General features: G+C 36.1%; 17 protein-coding genes. 5 read left to right on the forward strand and 12 right to left on the reverse strand.

Annotated features, from left to right (window positions below; all coding sequences use genetic code 11):
• Positions 1–86 precede the first annotated feature (86 nt).
• The gene (locus FBT53_RS11165; protein WP_136951272.1) at positions 87–332 is read left to right on the forward strand and encodes a hypothetical protein; all 246 of its coding nucleotides are present in this window, start codon (positions 87–89) and stop codon (positions 330–332) included.
• Positions 333–366: 34 nt separating this feature from the next.
• Here the strand turns inward: FBT53_RS11165 and FBT53_RS11170 are convergent, their stop codons facing one another.
• The 7 genes from FBT53_RS11170 to FBT53_RS11200 form a co-directional block, all read right to left on the reverse strand.
• Positions 367–810: a heme-binding domain-containing protein gene (locus tag FBT53_RS11170; protein WP_136951273.1), complete on the reverse strand. Its 444-nt coding sequence runs from the start codon at positions 808–810 to the stop codon at positions 367–369.
• Between the two features lie 11 nt (positions 811–821).
• Positions 822–3,293 (reverse strand): TonB-dependent receptor domain-containing protein, encoded by a 2,472-nt coding sequence (locus FBT53_RS11175; RefSeq protein ID WP_136951274.1) that lies wholly within the window; start codon positions 3,291–3,293, stop codon positions 822–824.
• Positions 3,274–4,638 (reverse strand): HTTM domain-containing protein, encoded by a 1,365-nt coding sequence (locus FBT53_RS11180; protein ID WP_136951275.1) that lies wholly within the window; start codon positions 4,636–4,638, stop codon positions 3,274–3,276. Before FBT53_RS11180 ends, FBT53_RS11175 begins: the two co-directional genes overlap by 20 nt.
• Positions 4,639–5,775 (reverse strand): imelysin family protein, encoded by a 1,137-nt coding sequence (locus FBT53_RS11185; protein WP_136951276.1) that lies wholly within the window; start codon positions 5,773–5,775, stop codon positions 4,639–4,641.
• A 107-nt stretch (positions 5,776–5,882) separates the two neighbouring features.
• Positions 5,883–7,106, reverse strand: a complete 1,224-nt coding sequence (locus FBT53_RS11190; RefSeq protein ID WP_136951277.1) for a DUF4856 domain-containing protein — start codon at positions 7,104–7,106, stop codon at positions 5,883–5,885.
• A 111-nt stretch (positions 7,107–7,217) separates the two neighbouring features.
• Positions 7,218–8,087: a hydroxymethylglutaryl-CoA lyase gene (locus FBT53_RS11195; RefSeq protein ID WP_136951278.1), complete on the reverse strand. Its 870-nt coding sequence runs from the start codon at positions 8,085–8,087 to the stop codon at positions 7,218–7,220.
• Positions 8,088–8,103: 16 nt separating this feature from the next.
• On the reverse strand, positions 8,104–8,730 hold the full coding sequence (locus FBT53_RS11200; protein WP_136951279.1) for a LysE family translocator: 627 nt from the start codon (positions 8,728–8,730) through the stop codon (positions 8,104–8,106).
• 69 nt (positions 8,731–8,799) lie between these two features.
• Here FBT53_RS11200 and FBT53_RS11205 point away from each other — a divergent pair, with 69 nt between their 5' ends.
• Entirely contained in the window at positions 8,800–9,192 is a 393-nt protein-coding gene (locus FBT53_RS11205; RefSeq protein WP_136951280.1) for a Dabb family protein, read from the forward strand.
• Here FBT53_RS11205 and FBT53_RS11210 read toward each other — a convergent pair.
• Both FBT53_RS11210 and FBT53_RS11215 read right to left on the reverse strand, forming a co-directional pair.
• Positions 9,189–10,229 carry a quinone-dependent dihydroorotate dehydrogenase gene (locus tag FBT53_RS11210; RefSeq protein WP_136951281.1) on the reverse strand — a complete coding sequence of 347 codons (1,041 nt, stop codon included), beginning with the start codon at positions 10,227–10,229 and terminating at the stop codon, positions 9,189–9,191. The genes FBT53_RS11205 and FBT53_RS11210 overlap by 4 nt on opposite strands.
• Before the next feature lie 44 nt (positions 10,230–10,273).
• Positions 10,274–10,729, reverse strand: a complete 456-nt coding sequence (locus FBT53_RS11215; protein WP_136951282.1) for a hypothetical protein — start codon at positions 10,727–10,729, stop codon at positions 10,274–10,276.
• 59 nt (positions 10,730–10,788) lie between these two features.
• Here FBT53_RS11215 and pepT point away from each other — a divergent pair, with 59 nt between their 5' ends.
• Entirely contained in the window at positions 10,789–12,036 is a 1,248-nt protein-coding gene (gene pepT / locus FBT53_RS11220; RefSeq protein ID WP_136951283.1) for a peptidase T, read from the forward strand.
• Positions 12,023–12,619 carry a YdeI family protein gene (locus FBT53_RS11225; RefSeq protein WP_136951284.1) on the forward strand — a complete coding sequence of 199 codons (597 nt, stop codon included), beginning with the start codon at positions 12,023–12,025 and terminating at the stop codon, positions 12,617–12,619. The genes pepT and FBT53_RS11225 overlap by 14 nt, the downstream gene beginning before the upstream one ends.
• 43 nt (positions 12,620–12,662) lie before the next feature.
• Here the strand turns inward: FBT53_RS11225 and yajC are convergent, their stop codons facing one another.
• Genes yajC through nusB form a run of 3 tightly spaced genes read right to left on the reverse strand, consistent with a single transcriptional unit; the run spans position 12,663 to position 14,441 of the window.
• Positions 12,663–12,956 carry a preprotein translocase subunit YajC gene (yajC, locus tag FBT53_RS11230; protein ID WP_136951285.1) on the reverse strand — a complete coding sequence of 98 codons (294 nt, stop codon included), beginning with the start codon at positions 12,954–12,956 and terminating at the stop codon, positions 12,663–12,665.
• A gap of 10 nt (positions 12,957–12,966) precedes the next feature.
• The gene (locus FBT53_RS11235) at positions 12,967–13,452 is read right to left on the reverse strand and encodes a DUF1573 domain-containing protein (protein WP_136951286.1); all 486 of its coding nucleotides are present in this window, start codon (positions 13,450–13,452) and stop codon (positions 12,967–12,969) included.
• Between the two features lie 41 nt (positions 13,453–13,493).
• Positions 13,494–14,441, reverse strand: coding sequence for a transcription antitermination factor NusB (nusB, locus tag FBT53_RS11240; RefSeq protein ID WP_136951287.1), 948 nt, complete (start codon positions 14,439–14,441; stop codon positions 13,494–13,496).
• 170 nt (positions 14,442–14,611) lie between these two features.
• On the opposite strand from nusB, the gene FBT53_RS11245 reads away from it, so the two are divergent.
• Complete coding sequence (locus FBT53_RS11245) at positions 14,612–16,360, forward strand: ABC transporter ATP-binding protein (RefSeq protein WP_136951288.1); 1,749 nt, start codon at positions 14,612–14,614, stop codon at positions 16,358–16,360.
• Positions 16,361–16,420: the final 60 nt, after the last annotated feature.

The following is a 16,420-nucleotide window of genomic DNA, read 5'->3' on the forward strand; positions in this document are numbered from 1 at the left end:
AATATATATAACTGTTTTACAGCTATTTATATTGATTCCACTCTTTAATGCTAGTACCTTTAAGTGAAACTTAAAAAAGAAATGTTATGCCTATAAGATTAGCAAATAATTGCGTTAACTGTACCAATTACCAAAATGACCATACCTGTACACAACACCATACTAAAGTTACGGAAAGACACACGTGTGATAGTTTTAATATGCAACAAGCGCTAAAGATGAATATGACCTGCGGTACATGCTCAAGATTTAATACGCCATCCTGTGCACACCCTGCAAAAGCAGCTCCAGAGATGAGTTGCTCCAGTTGGGCACCACAAGCAATGGCTTAATACTAAAAAAGGGAGGTTTTACCTCCCTTTCTCTTTATTTTAATTTTGTTCTGGCTTCTTTAGCCCAACTTATTAAAGTTTCTACATCTGCCTCAGACATGCTACCATGCAACCATGTATAAGAACTTTCTGGCATATGCCCTTCTTCTACTTCTTCAATTAGCTCGTCCAGTTTGTGGTCCTTTTTCTTTACCTCCCATTGAGACCAATCAGATACGTTAAAATGCTCTTTGCCTTCTTCCACATGATTGGCAATCATGTAAGATATTGGTGCCACTTCTGCATACCAAGGGTAAATAGTATTATTGCTATGACAATCGTAACAGTTTTGTCTTAGAATGGTTTTTACTGCTGCATTCGGCATCGTTTCTGCCTCAAATGCTGCTACAACATCGCCTTCTGCTGTATTTTTATCTGGTCTGTAAAATTGCATCGCAATAAATACAATTAAAAGTGCTAGCGCTATTTTTCTAAACATGATTGGTTATTTTAAATTTTGATTTGCAAGGTAGTATAAAATGTTCTGGGTTCTGCTGGGATAATCCCTGGCCCTGGATAACCTGTTGCCCTACGGGTAAAATAAGTAGTATCTAAAACGTTGTTAATACCCGCTTCTATCTTATATCTTTTGTAGGTATAGGACAAAGAAAAATCTAATATATCGTATGCTGGAATAGCCCCTTCTATCCCTCTTTGATTATCTGTTCTATCTTGTTCCGCATTGGTGGCATCTGTAAACTGTTGCTCTAAATAGGTGTATTGCAAACTCCCTAATAAGTTGCCATAACCAAAGCTTAGCCCTGTTTTTAAATTCACATCTGGAATAAATTCTACTTCATTGCCCTCAACCCCTACTCTTTCGGAATTTGTATACTCCGAAGCTGTTAAAGCCATGTTGGCAAAATAGTTAAGCTTTATTTTATCCGATTTAAAATTAAGCAACGACTTTAAATTTACATCTGCAAAAGTCTCTAAACCATAGATAAAAGCAGTACCAATATTACCTCTTTTACGGACGATACGGCCTGTTGGCACTTCTTGGCCTTGTGAGTTGGTACGTGTCTCTTCTTCTAGTATTTCTCCTAACCGGTCATCATAATACAAGCCAAAAATACTAGCATCGTAAGATAAAACATCTGATATTCTACCACGTGCACCAAAATCTGCGGTAAAACCAGACTCATCACTTATGTTTGGGTCAATCTGAAAGCTTGGATTTACGACTCTAATATCACTAAAAGTGATAGACCTATAGTTCTCTGAAAAATTACCATAGAATTCTAAATTGCTAATGGGTTTATAGGAGAGTCCTAGTCCTAACAAGAAGAAATTACGTTCAAAATTTCTATCATCGGCAATTTCCTCATTTAGTATGGTATTGCCCGCTAAGTCTTTTACAATATTTTTATACGTTCCACTGCTTTTGGTATTAATATACTCCCACCTAAAACCAGGTGTAACAGAAAACTTGTCGTTTAGATTAAAAATATGTTCGCCAAAAACTGCAAAATTTAGATTAGGAAAGGTAAAACTTGATTGTCTTTCATAATCTGGAAAATCCGTTGTTGCAAAATTAAAATCAGCATTTGCCGCTGCAGAGCCAGGACCTTGTTGTTGCTCGTTGTAAGTTTGGTAATACTTAACGCCCAATAAGGCTATTGCATCTTTATCTTGTATTTTATATCTGTGTAACACCCGAGCCTCGGCGCCAATATTGCTAAAATCATCTACCAACAATTCTCTTGGTTCTTCTGGGTCATCTGGCTGGCTTACCCTATTCGTCCTAAAACCGAGTGCACTACGCGATGCCTGCAAACCTGTAAGACTTAGGCTAAAATCTGTTTGTACAGAAAAGCTATGTTCTAGTTTTAAGTTGTATAATTTCCAGTCAATATCAAACCAGTTTCTTTCTCTATTACTAAAAGTTGGATCTTCTATAAATTGTGCATCGGTAAGGCCGCCAGGTTGTTGGGCCAGATAATCCAATAGCGTAACCTCTCCACTTAACTTTGTTTTATCTGACAGTTGATATCCAATATGTGTATGAAAATTGCGACTACTAAAATCAGAATTGGGCCTAAAACTACTTCCCTGTTTGTAATTAAAAAAAGTATAATAACTTAACTCACCTGTAGTACCGGATAAACTATTGAAGCTGGTAAATAAATCATAAGAACCTACGGTTTGCCTAGAAATCAATTCTATTTTTTTTGTAGGATTCGGTTTCTTAAACACAAAATTTATAAGACCTCCAAACTGCGGACCATATTGCAAAGAAGCAGCACCACGTACCACTTGTATTTGCTCCAAAGCTTCCGCTGGTGGGCTGTAATAACTTTCTGGATAACCAAGGGCGTCCGCACTAATATCATACCCGTTTTGCCTCGTATTAAAATTAGCCGAACGGTTGGGGTCTAAACCTCTACCCCCAATATTTAATTGCAGACCTGCATCGCCATAATCAAAAATATTGAGCCCAACCACTTGGTTGTAAATTTGCCGCGGATTATTGGCTGCTAAATTGCCTACCAAGTTATCCATCAATACCACTTCACTCTTTTTACCCGCATAGATAGCGGTACCTTCTACGGTTTTTAGTTTTTGTAAGGCGAAAACTTTTTCCCGTTGTCGGGATAACACCACTTCTGACAATTGTTGTGCCTGTAATGGTCTTAAAGTAATGTCTACCGAAAAAGGCTGGTCAAAGGTTAGTTCCTTCTCATACACCTCGTATTCCAAAGAAAACACCAGAATGGTATATTTACCTACAGGTATATCTGTAAAAACAAATGTGCCTTTGTCATCTGTTGTCTGCAATTCTTGTAACTCTTTTAAATACACCTCTGCATCTGCAATAGTTGCCCCTTCTTGGTTTTTTACGGTACCTGTTATAGTCAACTGTGCCCAAGTAGTAGTAGCGATAAAAAGTGCAAATAGTGTATTAAATACCTGTAATCTCATCTTTAAAAGGTAATATCCAGTTTTTAGGTTTGAATGATTCTTTTTCTTGGGTCAAGTCGACTTTTGGATTGATGTAAGGTTGACTTAACCTACCATTTAGCGCCACATAACTTTCTACATAAATGGCGATGTTTTTATGTCCTTGGGCCGTAAAATGTTGCTTTAAGTAATGTGCATATTCTAGAATGAAGTCCGGTTGAAAACTCATCTGTTTTTCTTGAAATGTGGTCAAAAAGTCCGAATTATCCACATAAAATTGTTTGCCGGTTTTGGTATCTACCACCTTAAACTGCGCGTAACCCGATTTTTCCATCAGCATTACCCGCCATGAAAAACGATACCCTTCTTCTGTCCAAAACAATTCGCCCGGATACAAAAGGTAACGCCATGGGAATATCAATTGAAATGCCATAAAAATAACCAATACTCCAGTTGCTAATTTTGCCTTTATTCCTTTAGGTTGATATACCCTTTTATTTTGAAAAAGGGCTATGGAAACCTTAAGTTGTTTCGCAATCCATTCTATTATTTTCTGGTGAAAGCTAGCATCGAAAAATACCAAGGCAGAAACTATCATTATGTACGGAAACATACCAATAGGAAATAATACTCGAGTTAACACATGAAAAATGACTACCATTATAAATGCGAATTTGCGCGTTGGCTTGTAAAACAGTAGAAAAGGAATAGCCAAATCATACAAAGCGCCGGTATAACTAAATACATAATGGACCCATTCTAAGCCCATAAAGTCACCGATAAGCGGCACATCAAACTTAGAAGGCAACCAAATTTTAAGGGGTATCGCTTTAACCAACCAATCTGAATTTAGCTTTGCCAAACCCGCATAGAAATAAACAATACTCAGTAATAGTTTTAAGACTAAAATGCACCACGCTGGAATAAATTTCGCTCTCATTTTTTCACTTTTATAAGCATCCCATGAAAAATAGCGTTCCGCTGGCAAAAAGAGCATTACAAAAGCTAATACTGAAATAAAATAATAGTGGTTAAGGTAAGTAGTTTTATCCATCAGCTCTATATAAGTGAAGCTGAGAAAGAATAGCATTATTGCTAAACGGTATTTAACTCCTAAAGCAACCATTAAGGCCGTGATGGCACAAACAATGAATAACAGGTACGTAAAATTCCCCAAAGGTTTTACCCATTCAAAACCATAGTAAGTAAAATGGAAATTAGGTTCTAAATAGAGTTTTTCTATCCAGCCGTTGGCCCAAAACCTTAGAATACTTAAAAACATCATTACACCAAAAAAAATACGAAAGACCGCCAAAGGGGCGGCCTCTACAGGTTGTATTAATTTTTTTTGGAGTTGAGCAATCATCTAATCCCCGTCTGCATCTACAAAATCTACTGCAATACTCATGGCAGAAACCATATCTACCTTTAACATGGGCACAACCAATTGCAATTGGTCATACGCATCTGCAATACTTGCAGTATTGCTTTCTATCTCTTCTTTAAAAATACCTAAACTGTCAAAGGAATCTCTAGCGTTATCTAACTGCGTGTTAATCAAGTTTTCTAATTCCTCCCCATTTTTAACGCTATTCAAAGCCACCAAATAACTTGCCAAGCTTTCTCCCTTAGCCGAGCTTTGAAAATGATTACCATTAAAAAAATCTTGAAAAGCATCTAAACTTGCCAATAATAAAACTTTACTGTTTTCTGGACTATAAAAAGCCTCTAACGTATTAGGAGCTGCAGTACCCGTGAATTTACCAATAGGGATACCTACTTTACCTGCCCGCAAGAATTTTTCGTAATAAAAAATAACATCGTTTACCAAGCGGTCTGTGCTAGCAGTAGCAGAAGCACCGTCATTAGTAACAAAAGTATCTCTGTATCCGCTGGTCCATTCTGTTGCCACGGTAGAAACCCTTGATTGAATATCTAACACAACAGCTTCTAAAAAATCTAAATGAGCTTGACCGGCAGTTGCATCTTGATAAACTGCAACAATTTCTGCATCTGTAGCTGCTAAACCGTTTAACAAGTAATCCATAGCAGGAAATCCTTTGGTATCACGGCTAGAAGGTAAATCGAAACCATATGTACCACTAGAAATAGCATCCTTAATGGCGGGTACATCTGTTGGGTAGATATTAATGTTTAAGCGTAGGTCATTATCCTCTGCAGGACCAATCTCGAACATAGAAATGGTTTGCCAATCTTGATAAGATGTCAACCAAGCGTTACGCAGAATCGTTAAATTTTCTATTGAAACATCTGCTTTAAAAGCGGCATTCGCAGCCACGACGGCATCAAAATTGGTATTAAAATTCGCGTAAGCAGGAATGATAATATTATCCGCCCAATTGCTCAGCATGGCACCGCGGTCAAAACTAACATTCACTGGACCATCATCTTCTTGGCTACCATCATCTGTTGCATCAGAACTACAGGCCCAAACTAAGAACGAAGTAAGCACTACTCCTAAAATCCAAATCTTCCCTTTCATTTCCTAATTTTTATTTATTCTAATTAAGCGAGGGCAAATATAAAAAAGGGGAGTTGAAATATTAACATATTTACTCCCCTTTTTTTAATATTAACGCTTTTGTTCAATTAATTAGCAGCCTCCTCTAAGGTAAAACTGAAGGCATTTGCAATAGTTTCTGACAAGGCATCCAAAGTTTCTGGAGTAACATCCCATAAACCGTTAGTACCATCGCCTAAAAGTTGCGCTAACATTTCATCTACCTGCTCTTTATTAAAGTAAGGCGATTGCTTGCTAGTATCTCTAGTAAATTGCAAACTGTAAACAAAACCATAGCCTTCTGACAAATCATGAAATACGGTTCCGTAAGCAGGAGAATCCTTTTCCAATTCTAATTTTGCCTGTTGTAGATAATAAACCGCTCTTACACCTATGATAGTAGATATTTTATCTTGAATAAGTTCTGCTTGTTGATCCCGTACGGTATATTGCTTGGCAACAATGGCAGCTCTACCCAATTTAAAAGCTTGAAAAATATCATCTGCAATACCGGCAAAATCTTCATCACCCTCTACTCTACCCAAGTATTTATTTAAAAAATTATCTGCTCCTAAATCTGCGTTAGGATTAGCCGCGTCTGCATTTTGGCCAAATACATAACCGTAAGCCTCATCCCATTTGTGCTCCATAGTGGTATAGTTTTTACCATCTTCAGTAATGCCTGCACCGTTATTATCTGGGTTATCACCAGCATCCAACACAGCCGTACTTAAATAATTATTAATGGCTTGGTCTACCATTAAAGCCCCAATTAAAGATTTGTTGAACAGTTGATTCATCTCTAAGCCTTGGGCATTTACATATCTGGTAGAAGAACCATCTGCTAGTTGCCCCGCTACGCCAGCAGTAGCAACTGAATTCCAATTAGGAAACACCTCTTCTACCTGTACCTGTAACCAAGAGTTAAAGTCTGCTCTAATTTCATTTTGTTCAGCGGTATTAGCAGCGAAATAATCTACAGATGCTGCAGTTTTAGTTATTAAGTTCTTATCCGATGCATTTAAATCTGCATCAGTAAAATCTGCTGCACCTTCTTCGTGCGCATACATAGCCTGTAATGCGTCTAAGGTAGATGTTGGGTCCATCATCTTAGCCAAAAGCTCATCTCCCATATCTAATCTTGTGGTTTGGCCAGAAAAAGAAACCGTGGACTCACCATCTCTTTTAAAAGTATAGGAGGCTGGATTTTCAATTTGTATTTCATCAATTATAACATCATCACCATCGTCGTCTAAAGAACAGGATGTAAAAGCTGATAATCCTACAACTACTGGAAGAATCTTTCTAATCATAACTTTTATTTAGATTTGATTTAAATAAATTTAACGACTGCAAAAATACTCCTCCGTAGGAATTACACAAATTTTATTTAGACTTATTGTAAATAATAATCAAATTATATTTTAATGATATGCAGAAAACAGCTCGGTTGCTTTATTATAGGCGGCTTCAAACACCATCCAATTCACCCCTGTATTCACTTTTTGTGCAGTAAAATAAGAAAGGACTTTTTCTGTAGGCATGTTACCTGTTAAATCGTCCTTTGCCATGGGGCAACCACCAAAACCTTGAATTGCACCATCAAAGCGCACGCAACCCGCTTCATGTGCTGCCTTAACTTTCTCATGCCATTGCTGGGGGGTAGTATGTAAATGTGCCCCAAATTCAATTTCTGGATATTTAGGAATAAGATTAGAAAATAAATAGGTAATATCTGCTGCAGTAGAACTCCCGACGGTATCTGAAAGTGATAAGATTTTACTCCCCATACCTGCTAGTTTTTCTGTCCATTCACCCACAATATCTACATTCCACGGGTCGCCATACGGATTACCGAAACCCATAGAAATATACGTTACCACCTCTTTATTACTTTTATCCGCCAATTCTAGGATTTCGCTTAAAATTTCTACAGATTGGGCAATAGTTTTATGGGTATTCCGCATTTGGAAGTTTTCTGATATTGAAAAAGGATACCCCAAATACTGAATTTCTGAATGTATACAGGCGTCTTCTGCTCCACGCACATTAGCCACTATAGACAATAACTTGGTTTGGGTTTTAGACAAATCTAACATACCCAAAACTTCTGCTGTATCTTGCATTTGCGGTATAGCTTTTGGCGAAACAAAACTTCCAAAGTCTAAAGTATCAAAACCGCAACCTAACAAAGCTTGCAAATACCTCACCTTCTCCTTAGTAGGTATAAATGGCTTTATGCCTTGCATGGCATCTCTAGGACACTCTATAATCTTTACTTGCGGTTTAGTCATACTTCCAAAATTACTACTATTTGCCAGAAAGCAACAAAAAAACGGCAAGACCTAAAAAGACTACTATTTGCAACCATTTAAAAAAATGAGGCGCTAAACGCCATCGTTTTAATTTATCAGAAATACTACCTGCAAGAACAGCAATAGCACCAAAAATTGTAAATGAAACCCCAATAAAAATAAATCCTAAAATGTAAAACTGCCATATATAGCTTAGTTCTTCACTAAATAAAAAGCCAGGAAAAAAAGCCAGAAAAAAAATGGTCACTTTTGGGTTTAAGACATTCATCCAAAAACCTTTTTTAAAAAGTTGCATGTTGGACTTTTGAGCTTCTGGGTTCGCCTTCAAATCAAGGACAGCCTTACTTTTAAACACTTTAAAGGCTAAATACAAGAGGTAGATTGCCCCAAAAACTTTAATGCTCCAATAAATGGTTTCATTACTCTTAATTAAGCTAGATACACCAAATGCCAATAGACTGGTATGGATTAAACACCCCATCATTAACCCAACTACTACAGCCAAGCCTTGTGTTCTACCATACACCATACTCTGTACTAATACAAAAATATTATCTGGCCCTGGAGCAATGGCTAAAGTTGCCGTAGCTATACAGAATGCTAAAAGAATCTCGTAACTCAATTGCGTGCAATTAAAAGGCTAAATTTACAAAGACATTTAAGAGAATTCCTTACCATAAAAAATGAACTAATGAAAAATTACATACTAATACTATTGTTTTTAACCCTAGCATTACCCATTAAAGCACAATATACGCGCATGGAAAAGTCTAATGACAGTTTACTAAGACATATGGTTTTGTTTTCCTTTAAAAAAGAAACCAGTCCAAATAAAATTTCTGAAATAAGCAATGCCTTTAAAGCGCTACCACAAAAAATACACGTTATTAAAGATTTTGAATGGGGTTTAAATAATAGTCCGGAAGGGCTAAATAAAGGTTTTACGCATTGTTTTTTTGTCACCTTTGAAAGTGAAAAGGACCGTGAAATATATTTACCACACCCAGCGCATCAAGATTTTGTAAAACTTTTAGATAACCAGCTAGAAGATGTTTTAGTGGTAGATTATTGGACTAAAAACTAAAATTCCCTTGCAGCTAATGCCTTATTTATTTTATTAAGCAAGGCTGGACCTTCATAAATAAAACCAGTGTATAATTGTACTAAAGAAGCTCCTGCTTTTAATTTAGCCAAAGCATCTTCTGCAGAAAAGATACCGCCAACCGCAATTATAGGAAAGCTTCCATTACTATGGTAATGTAAGAATTCAATAACCTCTGTACTTCTGTTGGCAAGTGGCTTACCACTTAAGCCTCCTTTTTCTTCTACTAAGGTTAAGTGAGATTTTAGTCCCTTTCTAGAAATGGTAGTATTAGTTGCTATTACACCATCTATAGCACTTTCTTTTACAATATCTATAATATCAAACAATTGCGCATTGGTAAGGTCTGGCGCTATTTTTAAAAGTATCGGCTTTTCCTTTAGCTTCGCCTGTTTGGCTAGCTTAGCATTTTGCCTTTTTAACTTATTTAATATTTCCAATAAAGGCTTTTTATCTTGTAATTCTCGCAACCCTGGAGTATTAGGAGAACTTACATTTACTACAAAATAATCTACATGGCTAAAAAGAGCATCAAAACAAATAAGATAATCTTTTACAGCTTCTTCATTAGGAGTTACTTTGTTTTTACCAATATTGCCACCAACCAAGACTCTATGTTTCTTTTTTAAGCGTTCTACCGCATCATAAACCCCTTTGTTGTTAAAGCCCATGCGGTTGATTATAGCCTTATCCTCTACCAACCTAAACAATCTTTTTTTAGGATTACCTGCCTGGGGTTTCGGGGTCAATGTTCCTATTTCTACAAAGCCAAACCCAAAATCTGCAAACTCATTGTACAATTTAGCATCCTTATCAAAACCTGCTGCTAATCCAATAGGATTTTTAAATTTGAGACCAAAAACTTCACGTTCTAACCGCTTATCCTCAAAAACGAATATTTTTTTGTACAATCCAGTAAGTCCTAACCTGGAAAATAGCCTAATAAAAAAGAAAGAAATATGGTGTGCTGTTTCTGCATCAAACAGGAATAAAACAGGACGGAGGATAATTTTGTACATTAGGTCTAATTTCTTGCAAAAATAGGGGTTCTATTCCCTTATTTTCAAGGGCGCTGCTTTTTTTCGTTAAAAGACTTATCCACATAAATAGGTATACGTTGCACACCATTACATAATAGCACATAGGCATTGTACTGTTCAACGGTAAAAATCCCCAACAAACGCTTATCTACAAGCCTCATATTCGCTTCCATACTATCTAATAAGGATTTTTGCTTGTATGCCATGGTCCGCAAGTCTTCCAAAGTTTCTTTAGGATGATTTCGCAACAAGGATTTCAATTTATTCTGGTGTACTTCATTCCTATAATTCATTTCTGCGCCCCAATTTCTAAGTTTCGCTTGTTGCGTATCTGTTAACTTAAAAAAGTCGATAATTGCTTCATCGTCCTTACCCCCTATACCCAATAAACAAGTTTCTTGAGCACTTATATTGATGGTGAAAATGCCATTTAAAATTGCTGAAAAGAATATGATTTTATGATTGTAAGATAATTTCATTTTGAGTTAAAAAAAGATAGAAGCAGGAATATACCTTATTTTTGATAAAATGCATTTTTATGGAACATTTATTAGACCGATTTCTTTCTTATGTAAAAATTGATACACAGAGTAATCCCGAATCTCAAAATACGCCAAGTACAGATAAACAATGGGATTTGGCCAAGAAGCTCGTATTAGAATTACAACAAATTGGACTAGAAGAGGTTTCTATAGATGATAATGCCTACATCATGGCAACCTTGCCGAGCAACACTACCAAAGAGGTACCTACCATTGGTTTTATTTCTCATTTTGATACGAGTCCAGATTTTAGCGGTACCAATGTACATCCTAAAGTAATAGAAAATTACGACGGTGAAGATATCGTATTGAATAGCGCAAAGAATATAGTGCTTTCTCCTTCTTATTTTGAGGATTTACTACAATATAAAGGGCAAACTTTAATTACTACAGATGGAACCACCCTTCTGGGAGCAGATGATAAAGCAGGAATTGCAGAAATAATTACGGCTATGGAGTATTTAATTCATCATCCGGAAATTAAACACGGTAAAATTAGGATTGCCTTTACCCCAGACGAAGAAATTGGGCGCGGTGCTCACAAATTTGATGTTGAAAAATTTGGGGCCGAATGGGCATATACCATGGATGGTAGCCAAGTGGGTGAATTAGAATATGAAAATTTTAATGCGGCAGGAGTAAAAGTTACGTTTAGTGGCAAAAGTGTACATCCTGGCTATGCTAAGAATAAAATGGTTAATGCCATACAGTTAGCTAATGAATTTATAAGTCTATTACCAAAACATGAAACGCCAGAAAACACTGCTGGTAGAGAAGGTTTTTTTCATGTATACCATACTGAAGGAAGCATTGAAAACGCTAGTATAGCACTTATAATCCGCGACCACGACTCCGAACATTTTGAGGCTAGAAAAGAGCTATTATCTGCTATTGCAGAAAAAATCAATTTGAGATTTAAGGAACCTATGGTACACGTAAGCATTACTGATCAATACCGCAATATGCGAGAAAAAGTGGAACCTGTTTTCCATATTGTAGAGATTGCTAAGGAAGCTATGGAATCTTTAGGAATTACCCCAATAATAAAACCCATCAGAGGAGGTACGGATGGTAGTCAACTCAGTTTTATGGGGCTACCATGTCCTAATATTTTTGCTGGGGGACATAATTTTCATGGAAAATACGAGTATGTTCCTTTAGAAAGTATGCAGAAAGCTACAGAAGTTATTATTAGAATCTGTGAACTTACTTGCACGCAAATAGAAAAGGATGGAAAAAAGTAAAACGGCAGAAACCTATTACAATACTCCGCATCAATATCAAAAAGCATTATTAATATTACGGAAGTTAGCATTGCAAACTGAGGCTATTGAAACCTGTAAATGGGGTATGCCAGTATACACTTATGCTAAAAAAAATGTTTTTGGTATTTGTCGCTTTAAATCTCATTTCGGAATTTGGTTTTATAACGGCGTATTTATGGACGACCCGCTCAACATTTTGGAAAATGCCCAAGAAGGTAAAACCAAGGCCATGAGACATTGGAAATTTACTAGAGAAGACCAATTGAACTCTAAACAAATACTTCTTTACCTAAATAATGCTATTGCCAAACAAAAAGAAGGTAAGGTACACTTAGCCAGTAAAGAAAGTACAAAACCACACCAACTACCAACCGTATTAGTGGCATGTTTAGAAAGAAATAATTTAACTTCAAAATTCAATGCCTTTTCACCTTATAAGCAAAATGAATTTATAGTATATATTACCAGCGCCAAACAAGAAAAAACTAAAACTACTAGACTTGCCAAAATAATACCATTGATTGCTGCAGGTATTGGCTTAAATGATAAGTATAGAAAATAAAAAAGCACCCTAAGGGTGCTTTTTTAATCCATTAAAGTTTGGACTATTTTTTAGCAACAGCGCTAGGATTTAATTTTTTACTCGCCTCCATAGAAATAGCGGCTCTATCAAACTTTAATCTCCCTGCCATGGTTTCAATAATGCAAGAGTTATCATTGTCATTCAAATCAACAATTTTGCCGTATAGGCCACTCTTGGTCATAATTTTATCACCCTTTTTTAATTCTGCTGCAAATTTCTTCTCATCTTTCTGACGCTTCATTTGGGGTCTTATCATAAAAAAATAAGCGACCACAAAAATCAATAAAAGGGGAAGAAACTGTTGTACTGCTTCCATCTATAAATATTTATCCTTTTTTCATTGGAACTGAAATAGCAGCTCCATCTTTTGGCGTTACAAATGCCTTAATTCTTAACAACTCAGACCCTTTTGCGGTATTTGCTGTTACTGTAATTGTTTTGGTTACTTGGTTTTGCCCACTACCGTTAAATTTCACTAATAACTCTCCAGAATCCCCTGGTGCAATTGGCGTGTTCTTAGGATACTCTGGTACTGTACATCCACAGCTACTTTTCGCATCTGTAATAATTAACGGACCATCACCAGCATTAGTGAATTTAAAAATAGTTTGCTGCGGAGTACCGTTTTCTATCGTACCAAAATCGTGCTCTGTTTTGTCAAACTGCATCACAGGTACTTTCTTAGCCCCTTCATCCCTAACAGAAGCGGTTTCTACGTTCTCCCCAACAATCTTTGCGCTTGCTTTATCTTTACAAGCAACCGTACCTATTAACAAGGCACCCATAGCAACTACGTAAATTACTTTTTTCATGATTCGGTGTATTTTTATCTTCAAAAATAATCAATTCCTAATTAAAGTAAACCCCTGCCAATTTTCTGCATCTTGCCATTGGCCTTGTATTCCTTAACTACTTTATCTAAAATTCCGTTAATAAAGATGCTACTTTTAGGTGTGGAGTATTCTTTAGCAATTTCTAAATACTCATTAATGGTCACCTTTTCTGGAATAGAAGCAAAATGCACAAACTCACATATAGCCATTTTAAGTAAGATGTGGTCTATCTCTGCAATCCTATCTTTATCCCAATTTGGAGTTTTGGCAGAAATCTCTTTCTCCCACTCTGCATTATTCAACAAGGTTTTAGACAACAAGTTTTTTGCATAGACCATATCTTGTTCGTCTTTTAGCAACTTGGGCAAAAAGAAACTAAAAGTACTGTCTTCCTTTGCCTTTTTAAGACGCTTTACTATAAAGGTGTTTACAATAGGGATATCGTCTACCCAAGTAAGTTTATCGTCCTCAAAATACTCGTAAATTTTGTCGTTGGGCGCTACCACTTCTTTAAACAGCGCAATAACAATTTCTTTATCCTCTTCGTAACTATTTTCGGTAGATTGCATGTATTTCTGGTACAATTTACTCTCTACCATATCTTTATAAATAATCTTAATATATTCTTCATTAAGATACCAATTGTTCAGTTTTCTAGAATCTAAAGCCTCTTTTAAAGCCGTATTTTCTGCCAACTGTACCAATAATTTGTTATGGATAAATTTTTCTTTATTGGGAAAGTTATCCTGTTCATCTGCCAGATATTTTTTGGATGATGCGGATACATGTTTTTGAGCAAGTTGGTGCAATTCTAACAACAAACTCAACATTAACAAATACAAACTATAAACATTAGCGATACTCACGTTTAAAAATTTCTGCTGTTTTTCCAATGAGTCGTCTTCTGACTGGATTAACGCATAAATACACTGCATCACCTTAACTCTGATATGCCTTCTTGTTAGCATTTAAAAGAACTTTTCTTTGATTAGTATTTGATTAACGCCGCAAAAGTAGTACTATATTTCTTCCCCACCTATGACCTTATGTTATCTTATCAGTTTTATAACATTTGTTTTGCTGTTGATACGCTATCTTTGACCTTTTGTGATTATGAAATAATGGACCTGCCCGCTAGATGAAAGAGCTAAAGCACCTAAATAAATACTTTAAAAAATATTGGTTTAAATTACTCCTTGGCATTTTGATAACCATTATTGCTCGGGTTTTTTCCCTAGTTATGCCTTCTTACGTAAGCAAATCTATTAATGTAGTTAACCAACTTACAACAGATGCCATAGATAAGGCCACGGCTAAAGAATTACTCTTACAATACATTTTGGTAATAATAGGTACTGCCCTCTTATCGGCTTTATTTACCTTTTTAATGCGCCAAACCATCATTAATGTTTCTAGGTATATTGAGTACGATTTAAAGAATGAAGTATTTGACCACTATCAAATCTTAAATCTAAATTTTTACAAACGGAACAGAATTGGTGATTTAATGAATAGGATAAGTGAAGATGTTACACAGGTACGTATGTACGGAGGACCTGCCATAATGTACGGCATACAAACATTGACTCTGTTTGTTTGTTTAGTTCCACTAATGTTTATCAAGGCTCCAACTATTGCGTTTTACACTTTAATCCCATTACCTATACTATCCGTTTTAATTTATCAAATAAGTAAAATTATACACCAACGCAGTACTAAAGTGCAGGAGTACCTCTCTACCCTATCCACTTTTGCTCAGGAATCATTTTCTGGTGTTGCGGTAATTAAAGCGTATGGTTTAGAACCACAAATTAACGAGGATGTAGTTGGTTTAGCTACAGAAGGCAAGAATACCAGCATGGACTTAGCTAAGGTAAATGCTTGGTTTTTTCCATTAATGATTTTGTTAATTGGTATTAGTAATATTTTTGTTATTTACATTGGAGGTAAACAATACATTGTTGGTGAAATTAGCCTTGGTGTTATAGCTGAATTTATTTTATATGTAAATATGCTTACCTGGCCAGTAGCTGTCGTAGGATGGCTAACCTCCATAGTACAACGTGCAGAAGCGTCTCAAAAAAGAATCAATGAGTTTCTAAAGGTTACTCCAGAAATAAGCAACACGAGCGCTGCTAGAAGTACTATAAGTGGCAAGATAGAATTTAAAGCAGTTTCTTTTACCTATCCAGACACAGGTATTTTAGCCTTAGATAAGGTCTCTTTTACTATAAACCCTGGCGAAACCGTAGCCATTTTAGGAAAAACCGGCTCTGGTAAATCCACCATTCTAGACTTGGTAGCCCGCCTTTATGATGCTACGGAAGGTGAAATACGCATAGACAACATACCTATACAAGAGGTTAACTTGGACGATTTAAGGAACAATATTGGTGCGGTACCGCAAGATGCCTTTTTATTTTCTGACACCATTGCCAACAACATCCGGTTTGGCAAAGAAGATGCCACCCAAGCAGAAATAGAAAAAGTAGCTAAAGCAGCAGTGGTTCATAAAAATATTAAGGGTTTTACCAACCAATATAATACTATATTAGGGGAACGTGGTATAACCTTAAGTGGCGGGCAAAAACAACGTGTATCTATAGCAAGGGCCCTTATAAAAGACCCCAAAATCTTTTTGTTTGATGATTGCTTATCTGCAGTCGATACAGAAACGGAAGAAAAAATATTGTATAATCTTAAATCTGCTTCCGAAAACAAAACAACCTTAATCGTTAGCCATAGAATATCTTCTGCAAAAAGTGCTGACAAAATTTTAATTTTAGAAGACGGAAAAATCATTCAGGCGGGCAGCCATCAAGAATTGAACAACTTAGAAGGTTATTACAAGCAATTATATCTTGATCAATTAACAGAGAAAGATTAACATAAAAGTTGCTATATTATGATTTTTTTTACATTTTTGACAGAATATTGCACCTATTGA

Origin of the sequence: Flavobacterium sp. ASW18X, assembly GCF_005144745.1 — a bacterium.
In the GTDB taxonomy this organism is placed as follows: domain Bacteria; phylum Bacteroidota; class Bacteroidia; order Flavobacteriales; family Flavobacteriaceae; genus Croceivirga.